General features: G+C 73.2%; 11 protein-coding genes. All 11 read left to right on the top strand.

The window, feature by feature from the left end; genetic code table 11:
• The first annotated feature begins 109 nt into the window (after positions 1 to 109).
• The 11 genes from ACFWBW_RS11715 (at position 110) to ACFWBW_RS11665 (ending at position 12837) form a co-directional block, all read left to right on the top strand.
• Entirely contained in the window at positions 110 to 1132 is a 1023-nt protein-coding gene (locus tag ACFWBW_RS11715) for a methyltransferase (protein WP_385370712.1), read from the top strand.
• Complete coding sequence (locus ACFWBW_RS11710; protein ID WP_385370710.1) at positions 1125 to 2024, top strand: ABC transporter ATP-binding protein; 900 nt, start codon at positions 1125 to 1127, stop codon at positions 2022 to 2024. The genes ACFWBW_RS11715 and ACFWBW_RS11710 overlap by 8 nt, the downstream gene beginning before the upstream one ends.
• The gene (locus ACFWBW_RS11705) at positions 2021 to 3316 is read left to right on the top strand and encodes an ABC transporter permease (RefSeq protein WP_385370708.1); all 1296 of its coding nucleotides are present in this window, start codon (positions 2021 to 2023) and stop codon (positions 3314 to 3316) included. Before ACFWBW_RS11710 ends, ACFWBW_RS11705 begins: the two co-directional genes overlap by 4 nt.
• The gene (locus tag ACFWBW_RS11700) at positions 3313 to 5106 is read left to right on the top strand and encodes an ABC transporter ATP-binding protein (RefSeq protein ID WP_385370707.1); all 1794 of its coding nucleotides are present in this window, start codon (positions 3313 to 3315) and stop codon (positions 5104 to 5106) included. Before ACFWBW_RS11705 ends, ACFWBW_RS11700 begins: the two co-directional genes overlap by 4 nt.
• Positions 5103 to 6122, top strand: coding sequence for an LLM class flavin-dependent oxidoreductase (locus ACFWBW_RS11695; RefSeq protein ID WP_385370705.1), 1020 nt, complete (start codon positions 5103 to 5105; stop codon positions 6120 to 6122). Before ACFWBW_RS11700 ends, ACFWBW_RS11695 begins: the two co-directional genes overlap by 4 nt.
• Positions 6119 to 6781: a flavoprotein gene (locus tag ACFWBW_RS11690; protein ID WP_385370703.1), complete on the top strand. Its 663-nt coding sequence runs from the start codon at positions 6119 to 6121 to the stop codon at positions 6779 to 6781. The genes ACFWBW_RS11695 and ACFWBW_RS11690 overlap by 4 nt, the downstream gene beginning before the upstream one ends.
• A complete protein-coding gene (locus ACFWBW_RS11685; protein ID WP_385370701.1) occupies positions 6778 to 7758 on the top strand; it encodes a phosphotransferase family protein in 981 nt (326 codons plus the stop codon). Before ACFWBW_RS11690 ends, ACFWBW_RS11685 begins: the two co-directional genes overlap by 4 nt.
• Positions 7703 to 8344, top strand: coding sequence for a GPP34 family phosphoprotein (locus ACFWBW_RS11680; protein WP_385370699.1), 642 nt, complete (start codon positions 7703 to 7705; stop codon positions 8342 to 8344). The genes ACFWBW_RS11685 and ACFWBW_RS11680 overlap by 56 nt, the downstream gene beginning before the upstream one ends.
• Positions 8334 to 11021, top strand: coding sequence for a M16 family metallopeptidase (locus tag ACFWBW_RS11675; RefSeq protein ID WP_385370697.1), 2688 nt, complete (start codon positions 8334 to 8336; stop codon positions 11019 to 11021). Before ACFWBW_RS11680 ends, ACFWBW_RS11675 begins: the two co-directional genes overlap by 11 nt.
• Positions 11022 to 11044: 23 nt before the next feature.
• A complete protein-coding gene (locus ACFWBW_RS11670; RefSeq protein WP_385370695.1) occupies positions 11045 to 11728 on the top strand; it encodes a response regulator in 684 nt (227 codons plus the stop codon).
• Positions 11729 to 11880: 152 nt separating this feature from the next.
• Positions 11881 to 12837, top strand: coding sequence for a sensor histidine kinase (locus ACFWBW_RS11665; protein ID WP_385370693.1), 957 nt, complete (start codon positions 11881 to 11883; stop codon positions 12835 to 12837).
• Positions 12838 to 12886: the final 49 nt, after the last annotated feature.

Genomic DNA, 12886 nt, shown 5'->3' with positions numbered 1-12886 from the left:
GTAGCAACGGTGGCCCCGCAAACGCTAATTGCGGGGCCACCGTCGGCTCGAAGCACACAGCGTACCGACGAGACGAGTTGGCTGTCACGGCCATGAGGAAGCAAGAATCGTGAACACAAGATCACATGCCGCGACTCTCCTGGACATGGCCGACCTGCTGCGGCCCAACGCGATCCGCGCCGCCGCGGCACTCCAGCTCGCCGACCATCTGGCTCACGGGCCCCTGACCGCACGGACGCTCGCGGAGCGCACCGGTGCGAACCCCGTGATGCTCACCAAGCTGCTGCGCTACCTGGTCGAACTCGGACTCCTTCGCCTGGACGGCGAATGCTCCTTCGAACTGACCGAACTGGGCGAGCCACTGCGCCGGGACAGTGCGCAGAGCCTGGGCCAGTTCCTCAGCGCCGAAGGGCTGTTCGGCCGCGCGGACCTGGGACTCGTGGGCCTCCTGCACACCGTACGGACCGGCGGGTCGAGCTATGCCGCCGCGTTCGGCCGCGAGTACTGGGACGACATCAACGCGAACCCGGCGTTCGCCGAGGCGCTGGACAAGGAAGGCCCGACCCGGATCGCCTTCGACGCGGACCTCATCGTCGACGCCTACGACTGGAGCGGCGTGCGCCGCGTCATCGACGTCGGCGGCAACAACGGCACGCTCCTCATGGAACTGCTGGGCAGGCACCCGCATCTGACCGGAGCCGTCCTCGACCTGCCGGGCGTCTCCAAGATCGCCGCCCGCAGGATCGCCGAAGCCGGCCTGAGCGACCGGGGCGAGGCGGTTGCGGGCAGCTTCTTCGACCCGCTCCCCACCGGAGCCGATGTCTACCTGATCTCCGGAGTCCTCGCCGACTGGAGCGACGAGCGCGCGGTGGAGATCCTCGGCCGCTGCGGCGAGGCGGCCGGCCGCGAGGGGAAGGTGCTCCTCGCCGAGATCAACCTGGACATGGACAGCTCCGGCCAGAGCGCCGCGGCCACCGACCTCTGGGTCTCGGCGACCGTACCGACACCGTCGCGCACCGTCGGCAGGCTGAAGGAACTGGGCGCCGCCGCGGGGCTGACCCTCACCTGGGAGGGGCCGGGCACGCACGTCCGCTCGCTGCTCGAATTCGGGGCGGGTGGCACAGGTGCTTGAGTTCGACCGGCTCACCAAGAGCTTCGCGGCCAAGCACGTACTGCGCGAGCTGAGCTTCGAGGTCCGTCCGGGCGAGCTCTTCGGCTTCTGCGGGGCGAACGGGGCGGGCAAGACCACCGCGATGCGCATCGCGCTCGGCCTGCTGTCCCCCGATGCCGGGGAAGTCCGCTGGAACGGCCTCCCGGTGGATGCCGAGATCCGCCGCCGCATCGGCTACATGCCGGAGGAACGCGGTCTGTACGCGACGATGCGCCCGCGTGAGCAGCTCGTCTACTTCGCCCGCCTCAGCGGGATCACCACCGCGGTCGCCAAGCGGCGGGCCGACGAGTGGATCGAACGGCTCGGAGTGAAGATGGGTCCCAAGGACACGTTGGAGAAGCTCTCGCTCGGCAACCAGCAGAAGGTCCAGCTGATCGCCGCGGTGATCCACGACCCCGAAGTGCTGATCCTGGACGAGCCCTTCTCCGGCCTGGACCCGGTCGCGACCGACGCGATGGCCGACGCCCTGGTCGAGTTCAGCGGCAAGGGCGTCCCCGTGGTCTTCTCCAGCCACCAGCTCGAACTCGTGGAGCGGCTCTGCGACCGGGTGGGGATCATCCGCGACGGAACCGTCGTCGCGGAGGGCACCGTGGCCGAGCTGCGTCGCGGCACCGGCAGCCGGCAGATACGGATAGCCCTGACCGGCGCACCGCGGGGCTGGGCGGACGAGCTGCCCGGCGCGCGGATCGTGTCCCGGGAAACGGGCGACGAGGGGGCCGTCACCGTGGAGGTCGAGCAGGACGTGCCGGTACGGGACGTACTGGCCGCGGCCCAGAGCCTCGGCGAACTCGTGCACTTCTCACGGCGCGAGCCGACCCTGGCCGAGATCTTCCGGGACGCGGTGGCGTCATGACGACCACGGAGCGACAGGTGCAGGTGAAGGCGCAGGCACAGGCCCAGGCGGCGGAGCCGGAGCCGGAGCAGCCACAGGCGAAGACGTACCGGGCCGACCGGCTGGGCAGCGGCACGCTGGTGTGGATGGTCGCCCAGCGCGAGATATCCACCCAGTTCCGGCGCAAGGAGATGTGGGTCTCGCTGGTCATCATGATCGTGGTGTTCTGCGGGTCGCTCGGCCTGCAGACCGCCTTCGATTTCGGCGACGAGAAGTCCACCGTGGGAGTCGTCGGACAGCAGCGCGGGTTCACGGACGCCCTGACGGCGCAGAGTGCCGCCGGCGGCCCCGGAGTCGAGATCGTCCGGTACGCCGACGCGGACGCCGCACGCAAGGCGGTCCACGAGGGCAAGGCCGAGGCCGCGCTCGTCGGCGACGGGCAGATCGTCGTCCAGGAGAAGCTTCCCGAGGAGCTGGGCGCGGCGGTACAGGAGGCTCACCGTACGAGCGTCACCGTGGACCGCCTGAGGGACCGCGGCCTGCAGGACGGCCAGATCACCGAGGCGCTGACCGTGCAGCCGCTTCAGGTGACGGCCCTCGACCCGGACGTGGAACGCGACTTCCAGCGGACGATGACCGCCGGAATCGGCGTGATGCTCCTGTTCTTCATGATGCTGATGTTCGGACAGGGGATCGCACAGGGCGTGCTGGAGGAGAAGTCGAGCCGGATCGTGGAGATCCTGCTCGCCAAGGTCAGGTCCTGGCACCTGCTCACCGGGAAGGTGCTGGGCATCGGGGTCGTCGCGCTCGCCCAGATCACCGCGATCATGGTGTGCGGAATCGGCTTCGCGCTGGTCACCGGGCTGCTCGACGCTCCTGCCGACGCCATCGGCACCGGGCTGCTGGTCATCGCCTGGTTCGTCCCCGGCTACTTCCTCTTCGCCACGCTCTGGGCCCTGGCCGGGGCCATGGTCTCCCGGCAGGAGGACATCCAGCACGCGGCCGGTCCGGTCAGCTTCCTGCAGACGATCGGCTTCACCGCCGCGCTGCTCCCGTTCATCGATTTCAGCCCGACCCTCACCCGGATCTTCTCCATCGTCCCCGGCAGCTCGTGGGCCGTGATGCCCGTACGGATGGCCGCGGACCCGGTGTCCTGGTGGGACATCGTGGCGGCGGCGCTCCTCATGGCCGTGGCGATCGGCGTACTGCTGCGCGTCGGCGGCCGCATCTATATGGCGGCGATCCTCCAGCACGGCGGAATCATCAAGACCCGGGAAGCGCTGCGGCGCGCCCGTGAAGGAGCCGGCTCATGAGCACCGACGGCACGGCGGCCGGTGAAGGTGAAGGGGCGCGCGCGGACTCCGCGGAGCTGCGGATCCTGCACGAACTGACCGCGGGCAACGGCCTGAAGGTGGCGGCCATCGCCGTCCTCTCGCTGCTTTCGGCGGCGGCGACCCTCGCGCTGCCGATGGTGGTCGGAACCCTGGTGCGGGAGGTCCAGGAGGGCGAGGGCCTCACCTGGACGACCGCCGCGATGGCCGGAGTCGGGGTGGGCGCCGCGGCGGCCGGGGCACTGGCCGCGTATCTGCTCTCCCAGTTGGGCGAGAGCCTGATCTGCCGGCTCCGCATCCGCACCATGCGCCACGGCCTCGGACTGCGGATGGCCGACGCGCGCCGCGAGGGCAGCGGCAACCTGGCGTCGCGGTTGACCGCGGACGCGATGCAGCTCAAGGGCGCCATCGACATCGGGCCGATCCAGCTGCCGATGGCGTGCATCACGCTGGTCGGGACGCTCGTCATCATGGGCATCCTGGACTGGATGCTCCTGCTGATCACCATGGCGGGCTTCGTCACGGCGGTGGCGATCGTGGCCGTCGTGGTCGTGGGCCTGCGCCGGAAGTACGGCGCCGTCCAGGAGGAACTCGGTTCCCTCACCCAGCAGTTCGTGACCACGCTCGACGCGCTGACCGTCATCAAGGCGTACCGGGCGGAGCGCCAGGTCGCGCGGGTCCTGGCGGACAGGGCGCAGAGCCTCTCCCGGCTCGGCACCGAGGTGGCCAGGCTCGAGTCCCTCGTGGTCCCGGTGATCAACCTGGGCCAGCAGATCGCGCTGCTCACCGTTCTCGTCGGCGGTGGGGCCCGGCTGGTCTCCGGAGACCTGGCCCTGGCCGACTTCGTCGCCTTCCTGCTCTACCTGCTGCAGCTCACCGCGCCGCTGATCATGGCGGCCTCGGGCGCCTCCACCCTTCAGGCCGGGATGGTGGCCAAGGAGCGGTTCAAGAGCGTCTTCGCCCTGCCCGTGGAGAGCGTGGAGACCGCGCCCGCCGGCCGTGGGGCGCCGCTCGCTCCGGCCCGGCCCGGAGCGCCCGCGGTGCGGTTCGACCGGGTCAGCTTCGGCTACGGCGACCAGCCCGTGCTGCACGAGGTGGACCTCACCGTGCCCGCCGCCGGACTCACCGCCGTCGTCGGGCTCTCGGGAGCGGGCAAGTCCACCGTGCTGGGCCTCATCGAGCACTTCATGACCCCGCACTCCGGGCGGGTCGAGGTCTTCGGCCACGACCTGCGGCATCTGCCGCTCGGTGATCTGCGTGGGCAACTCGCGTACGTGGACCAGGGCTTCACCCTGGTCCGCGACTCGATCCGGATGAATCTGAACCTCGGTCGCGAGGACGCCCTGCCGGACCGGGCGCTCATGGAGGCGCTCGCCAGGGTCGGCCTGGAGGAGGAGATCCGGCGGCTCCCGGCCGGCCTCGACACCGTGCTGGGCGGCGGCGACGACCTGTCCGGCGGCCAGCGCCAGCGGCTGGCCCTCGCGCGGGTGGCCCTCACCGACGCCCGGCTCGTGCTGCTGGACGAGCCGTCCTCTCAGCTCGACAGCGTCAACGAGCAGAAGCTGCGCCGCGTCGTGGACGACCTCGCGGGCGACCGTGCCGTCCTGGTCGTCGCCCACCGCATCTCCACCGTGCAGCACGCCGACCAGGTGATCGTCATGGACCAGGGTCAGGTCATCGCCCAGGGCACGCACACCGGTCTGCTCGGCAGCTGCCCCGCGTACACCGAACTGGTCGCCGGCCAGCTCCTCAGCACCCTGGAGACCGCATGAGCACCATCTCCGTCCTGCTGCCGTTCATGCCGACCAGGTCGGAGCAGGCCCTGCCGCTGGCGGCCCTCGTGCAGCACAGCGCGGCGTACCGGCTGTGGCAGGGGCAGGCGCTGGTCGTCGAACCTCACCAGACCTTCAGCCACCTGGCCGCCTCCGGCTTCCGGGTGCCCATGGGCACGGGCGTGACCCTCATGCCGTTCCGGCACCCCTACGAGGCCGCGCTGCAGGCGCGCTCGCTGGCCCTCGCGACCGGCCACCCGATGGTGGCCGGGTACGGTCCGGGCGCGCCCGTACTGCAGCGCAGCGTGCTCGGCGCCCCCTATGCCAGCCCGCTCACCGCGGTACGCGAGTACCTGAGCATCGTCGGCGGGCTGCTGGCGGGCCGCCGGGTCGAGCACGACGGCGAGTACTTCACCTGTCATGTCGAGTTGGTGCCGGAGCCCGGTCCTCCCGTGGAGGTCGGACTCGGGGTGCTGCGGCCCAGGATGGCCCGGGTCGCGGGGGAGGTCGCCGATGTCGCCATCACGTGGATGACCCCGCCCCGCTATCTGCGGGAAGTCATCGCGCCCGCCCTGCGCGAGGGTGCGCGGGCGGCCGGGCGTCCGGTGCCGCGGCTGGTGGCGATGGTTCCCCTGGCGCTGGGCGCGGCCGACCGCGATCCGGTGGAACTGCTGCTCGCGGGCAACGCCGGGCATCTGAAACTGCCGCACTACCAGGACATGCTGCGCCGGTCGGGGATCGACGTCGATCCGGACGACCTGGCCGGGTCGGCCAAGGCGGTGATCGCCGGGCGCGCCTTCGTCAGCGGTGACGCCGACGAGATCACGGCCGTGCTCGACGAGTACCGGGAGGCCGGCGTGGACGAGATCGTGCTGAACGTCACCGGACTGTGCCGGCGCTACGGACTGCCCACGGCTCTCGCTGAACTGGAGACCCTCCTCGGCGCGTTCCCGCGGGGTGCCGCGGCGGGCGACGCCGGCCGCTTCGCCTCGGCCTCGCGCGGGGGTGCGCTGTGAACCGGTCGGCGCCCGCCGCCGGCGGTGTCCCGGACTTCGGCGTCTCGCGCCTGCTCCTGGTCGGAACCGGGTCGGTCTCGGTCTCGGACCTGCCGTTCTGGGCGGAGTGGCTCCGTGCTTCCTACCCCCGTCTGGAGATCAAGACGGTGATCACCCGGAGCGCCGAACGGTTCGTGAGCCGGGCCTCGTTGGCGGCGCGGACCGGGGGTGACGTCTTCACGGACGCCTGGCCCGAGGACACCGCACACGCCCGGCACGTCGCATGGGCGGAGTGGGCCGAAGCGGTGGTCGTCCATCCGGCGACGCTGCACTTCGTCGCCCGTCTCGCGCTCGGTCTGGCCGACACCCCCGCGCTCCTCGCCGCGCAGTGCACGGCCGCGCCCGTCGCGGTGGCGCCCGCGCTGCCGCCCGGTGGCCTGGACAGCGCCGCCTACCAGGCGCACTGGACCGCGCTGACCGCACGGCGCAACGTCGTGGTCGCGCCGCCCCGGTCGGGGGTGAGCGCGACCACCGGGCGGCCCGACGCGTGGGTGCCCGCGCTGCTGCCGGACGTCATCGAGCTGCTGGAGCGGCGCAGGGCCGAACTCGCCGAGCGGGCCGGTGCGGCGGCGCCCCTGCCGCCGACGGCCGCGCTGCTGGCGGAGGGGAGCACGGTATGACGACCGAGTTCGCCACCGGACTGCTCCGGACCACGATCACCCGCCGCGACGGCGGCGGACACCGCTGGACCAGGTCCCCCGGTGGGCTGGCCCCCGCGCCCTTCTCCCCGGTGAACGGCGCCCTGGACAGCACGCTCGCGGTCCTCGAAACCCCGGGTGGTGCCCGGCTGGTGCCGGGCCGGCCGGGCGGCGGGCAGCACGAGCGTACGTACGACCTCGGCGGTGGCGAATCCGTCGCCGGCTGCCTGCTGCGGGACGGCGCGCACGCCGGTCTGGAGCCCGCGGTGCGCGAGCTGGGCAGCTTGCTCGCCGCCCTGCACGCCGTCCCGTCCCCCGTGACCGGACCGCGGCTCGTCGCCCCGTCGCGCGGAGGGGTCCGGCTGGAGCGCTGGCTGAGCGGCCGCGCGCCGCAGGTGTGGGCCGCCCAGGCGGGGGCCATGCTGAAGGACCGGCTCGGGCCCGCCCGCTGGGCGATGCTGCGCGGCTGGTGCGTGCCGGCGTACGCGGACGGGGCCGACCCCTGCGGCGAGACCGGGCCGCTGGTCGTGACCCATGGCGCCCCCGGACTGGGATCCCTCGTCGTCGATCCCTCCTCGGGCCGCGCGGAACTCCTCGTCGGCGAGGACCTGTGCCTGGGCCCCTGGCACGCCGATCTGGGCTGGGCGCTCGGCGAGATCGTCGAGCTCTCCTGGCAGCTGGGCGGTGATGCCCGGCAGTGGCAGCGCCTCAGCGACGCGCTGCAGGAGGGCTACGGACGGCGGCTGGGCTCCACGTGGCCCCGGCACGCGGCCGTCCGGGTCGCCCTCCATCTGCACGACTACATCGCGTACGTCGGCTGGCACCCGGCCGAGTTCGAGCGGTTCGCCGCTTTCCTCACCTTTCTCATCGACCTCGTTCCTGTTCGTCCCCAGGAGGGCTCTCATGCATCAGCTTTCACTCCCGTCCGGCCTGTACCTGCTGGCGTGGAACACGGATAAGCAGAAGCTCACCAGCACCGACACCATCGGCCACGTGGTGCGGGCCGGGGCGCTCGCCGAGCTCGCCCTGCGCGGGCTGCTCACCGACGCCGACGGCAGGCCCGCCGCGGCCGAGGGAGCGCCGACGGGAGAGCCGGCGCTCGACGATCTGCTCGGGCTCATCGCCCGCTCCAGGCCCCTGGCCTGGAAGGGATGGATCAACCAGGGCGTGAAGCCCACCCTCACCGCCGTGCGGGAACAGCTCGCGGAGGCGGGCTTCCTGAGCCTCGACGCCCACCGCCTCGGCGGCCTGGTCCCCGTCACGACCGTGAACCTGCGGTCCACCGAAGTCGCCGACATCCTGCGGAGCCAGGCCGTCCGGGCGCTGCGCGGCGAGGAGCCGGCCGACGCGGTGTCCGACCGTGACGCCGCTCTGGTCACGCTGGCCGCGGCGGGCGGCCTGCGTACCGTCATCAGCGAGGCGCAGACCACGGCGCACCGGCAGCGGCTCGCGGCGCTGGCCGGCCGCGGCGGCCCGGCCTTCGAGGCGCTGCGCAGCATCCTCCCGGAACTCCGCGAGACGGTGGAGATCGCCCATGCGGGGTGAGCGCCCGCCGCTGCACCGGGTGACCCTGGCCAACGGGCTCCGGGTGCTGCTGGCACCCGACCCCGGCGCCCCGCGCGTGACGGTGTGCGTGCACTACGGGGTCGGGTTCCGTTCCGAACCCCCCTCCCGGGAGGGTTTCGCCCACCTCTTCGAGCACCTGATGTTCCGGGGCAGCGAGAGCCTGCCGAACGGCGCGTTCTACGACCACGTGCACACCTCGGGCGGTGAGGCCAACGGCACCACCCACCAGGACTACACGGACTACTACCAGGCCGTACCGGCCGAGGCGCTGGAGCAGGCACTGTTCAGCGAGGCGGACCGGATGCGGGCACCCCGGTTCACCCCGGACAGCCTCGCCGAGCAGCTCGACGGGGTCGCCCAGGAGATCCACCAGGCGACCGTGGCCCGGCCCTACGGCGGATTCCCCTGGCCGCTGCTGCCCGGCCTGCTCTACGCGTCGCACGCCAACGCCCACGACGGCTACGGGGACATCGCCGAGCTGCGGCACACCACACCCGACCAGTGCGCCGAGTTCTTCGACACCCACTACGCCCCGTCCAACGCGGTGCTCACCGTGGGCGGCGGCTTCGACCTCCGGGCCGGGCTCGAACTCGTCGAGCGCCACTTCGCGGACATCCCCGACCGCCCGGTGCCGCCCCGACCGGAGCTGGACGAGCCGGCGCCGGCGGCCGACCGGTGGAGCGTGTGCACCGAGGCAGGGGTCTCCGCGACCGCCGTCGCCGTCGGCTACCGCCTCCCCGACCCGGGCCGTGACCTGCCCGGCCATCTCGCGCACCGGGTGCTGGCCAGGCTGCTGGCCGGCGAGGTGGACGTCGACAGCAGCTGCGGCTTCTTCGGCCCCCTGGACGCTCGGAGTCCCGACACTCTGGTCCTCACCGGCCGTCTGGCGCAGGGGAGTTCGCCGCAGGACCTGCTGGCACGCATCGAGGGGCAGTGGGGCGCGTGGGCCGAGGGCGAGGGCCGCGATGACGCCGTGGCACGGGCCGTCGGCGCACTGGTCCTGGAACACCACCGCGACCACGACGACCTCCAGGTCCGCACGCGCGCGCTGGGCCGCCTGGAAACGCTCTTCGGTCGCGCCGAACTCCTCGACGAGATCCCGCTGCGGCTCGCGGAGATCGGCCCGTCCCAGGTGGCCGGGGCCGCGCGCGGGCTGCTGCGCGCGCACAAGGCCGTTCTGGTGATCGAACCCGGCCCGGTACGCACCCGCCCGGCGCCCGCGGTACGCACCGCGCCCGCGGCCTTCGGCGCGTCCCCGGCGACGGACTCCGCCGTGTCCCCGGCGACGGCTTCCGCCGTGTCCCAGGCGATGGCCCCCGCCGCGGCCCCCGCGACGGCGGACCGGCCGCACCGTACCGCCGTGCAGCTGGGCAGCAGCCCGGCCGGACCGCGGTGCGTGCCCGTGCCCGAGCCGCGCCCCGCCAAGGACCCGGCCCTCGCGGTCGGCGCGGACGCCGTTTTGGGCAACGGCCTGCGGCTGGTGGCCGTCCACACCCGGACCCCGGTGGTCGAGCTGCGTCTGCGCAGACCCCTCGGTGTGCTGGGCTGGACCCGGCCCGACGCGGTGGACGCGCTGCTGCGCCTGCTCAACCAGCGGGCCCGTACGGCGTGGCGAGCCGCATCCGTACGGGGCGACATCCAGTGGTCCACCGACGGCCAGTGGCTGGAGGCGACCGGTCACGTCGCGCCGTCGGACGTGGACACCTGGCTGTCCGTCCTGGCCGATCTCGCCTCCGCCCCGCAGCCGGCGGCCCGTGAGGGCGCGCGGCCGCGGACACCGGCCGCCCCGCCGGCGCCGCACGGCCCGCCGCTCCCGCGCCCCGCGGACCGCGTGGCCGACGACGCCCTGCGCCGTCGGCTGGCGGACCGGCCCACGGCCGCCCCCGACGATCCGGCCGCGCTGCACCGCTCGGTCATGGACCCAGCGGGCGCGACCCTGATCGCCGTCGGCGCGCTGGACGGCGCCCGGCTGGTGGCGCGCGCGGAACAGCTGCTCGCCGGGTGGACCTCGGCCGGTGCCGAGGAGGCCCCGGAGGTACGTTCCCGGCCGCACGACGGCGCGGACCTGCTCGTGGTGCGCCAGGACCACTACCCGGGCGCCCACCTCACGCTCCACGCGCCCGCCTCGATGGACGGTCCGGACGAGGCGGCGCGCTATGTCGCGACGGCGGTCTTCGGCGGGTACTTCGGGTCCCGTCTCGCCGCCCGCCTCGCCCGCCGCGGCACGTCGGCCTACGTGGCGCTCGCCGGGCGTGACGTCCTCGGGGACCGGCCGCGCGCGTACGTACGGGCATGGCTGCCGGAAGCATGGGTACCGGAGGCCCTCGGGGAACTGCGGGCAGAGGCCCTGGCCATGGCCACGGATCCGCCGGGAACCGCCGAGGTGTCCGCGGCCCGTGACTTCTGCGCGGGGCAGCTGCTGTCCGTCTTCGACTCGCAGGCAGGGGTGGCGGACGTCCTGTGCCGGACGGTCGCCTATGGTCAGGCGCCCACCTGGGCCGCCCGGTTGCCGCGTCTGATGCGCGAAGCGAGCACGGCGGACGTCGCCCGCGTCGGCGGCGAGTTGTTCGGGGCGCGACCGCTGGCCGGAGTGCTCGTGGGGAGAACGGGCCCGGGGCCGGTGGACGAAACGGAACTCCGTACAGTGAGGCGCTGAAGTGCCCTGACGGAGGAGAGACCGTGATCCGCGTTGTCGTGGTGGACGACGAGCAGCTGGTCCGCTCCGTGCTGCGTCTCATCCTGTCCTCCGCGAGCGACATCGAGGTCGTCGCCGACTGCGGCGGAGGGCAGGCGGTGGCCACCGTCGTCGCGCACCGGCCCGATGTGGTGCTGCTGGACATCCGGATGCCGGAGGTGGACGGCCTGAGCGTGCTGCGCGGGCTGCGGGCCGCCCTGGCCGGGCAGCTTCCCGCCGTCGCGATGCTGACCACGTTCGACGCGCAGGAGTACCTCGGGCCCGCCCTGCGGCTCGGTGCGACAGGGTTCCTGCTCAAGGACACGGACCCGGAGCTGCTGGTCCAGTCCGTACGCGTACTGGCCACCGGGAGCAGCGTGCTGGCTCCCGGTGTCGTCCGTACGGTCATCGACCACTACCCGGATCCCGCGACGGACTCGGATCAGCAGGCCGTGAAGGCGGTGCAGACGCTCACGGCGCGCGAACGGGAGGTGCTGGCGCTCCTCGGCGAGGGCCTGTCGAACCTGCAGACGGCCGAGCGTCTGGAACTCGCGAGCAGCACGATCAAGGACCACGTCAGCGTCGTGCTCGCCAAGCTCGGCGGAATCAACCGGGTCCAGGCCGCCGTGGTCGCCGACCGTGCCGGGCTCGTGGACGGCCCGCACCCCGGCCTCGGAGCCTCGAGCTGAGCACCCTTGCGCCGTGGCTGAAGAGGTTCGGCCCGGTCGCGGCGGCCGCCGTCGAAGCGCTGCTGGTCAACGGGGTCTCGCCCAGTCCCGCGCTGGGGCTGTCGCTGTTCGCCGCCGCGGGTCTGCTGCTGCGCCACCGCTTCCCGCTGACGGTGCTGTTGGCCACGCTGCCGGGGCTGTACATCGGCTACACCGTTTTCGCTTCGCTCTTCGCCCTCTACACCGTCGCCTGCCGGCGCGGAGACCGCCGGCTCCTGGCGGGGTGCGCGGTGCTGGTCGCCGCCGCCCATTTCCTGCCCTACCCCATCGGCAACCCGGTGCTCTCCCCGTCCCGGGAGGTCGCGCTGCAGATCATCGACGCGTTCGTGACCGCCGGGGGGCCCATCGTCCTGGGCCTCTTCGTCACCACCCGCCGGGAACTCGCGGCCCGCCTGGCCGAGCTCACCCGCACCCGGGGCCGCGAGGACCGGCTGCTGGCCGAGCGGGTCCTGGCCACGGAACGGGTCCGGCTGGCCCGCGAGATGCACGACGTGGTCGCCCACCAGGTCTCCCTGATCAGTCTCCAGGCGGGCGGCCTCACGGTGGTGGCCCGCGACCCGGCGGCCCGGGACGCCGCGGCGACGATCCGCGAGCTGTCCGTCCGGACCCTGAACGAATTGCGCCAGATGGTGGGCGTACTGCGTGCGGCGGGCGGGAACTGCGAACAGCTCGGCCCGCAGCCCCGCCTCTCCGACATTCCCCGGCTGATCGAGGACAGCGGGCTCAGCGTCGAGTGGGACGTCACCGACGGGCTCATGGGCCGGTTCCCGGAGTCCGTGGAGCGTGCCGCGTTCCGCACGGTGCAGGAGACGCTGACCAACGTACGCAAGCACGCGCCGGGCGCCTCGGTGCGGATAGCCGTCCGCCAGGAGGCCGGCGGGCTGCGCGTGGAGGTCCGCAGCGGTCCACCCGACCCCACGGCCGCGCCCCCGCACCTCCCCCACGGCGGACACGGCCTGGTCGGCCTGCGCGAGCGTGCCCAACTCCTGGGCGGCGCCTTCGAGGCCCGCCCGACGCAGGACGGCGGATTCCTGGTCAGCGCCTGCCTCCCGACGGGCGCCGGGCCGTGAACGGCTGCCGCCCCGGCTCGCGAACGCGGCGCTGACCCGGTCCGCGAAC

It is taken from the genome of Streptomyces sp. NPDC059957, from assembly GCF_042730015.1.
In the GTDB taxonomy this organism is placed as follows: Bacteria; Actinomycetota; Actinomycetes; order Streptomycetales; family Streptomycetaceae; genus Streptomyces.
The sequence above is the reverse complement of the archived record's forward strand: the minus strand, read 5'-3'. Positions and strand labels throughout refer to the sequence as shown.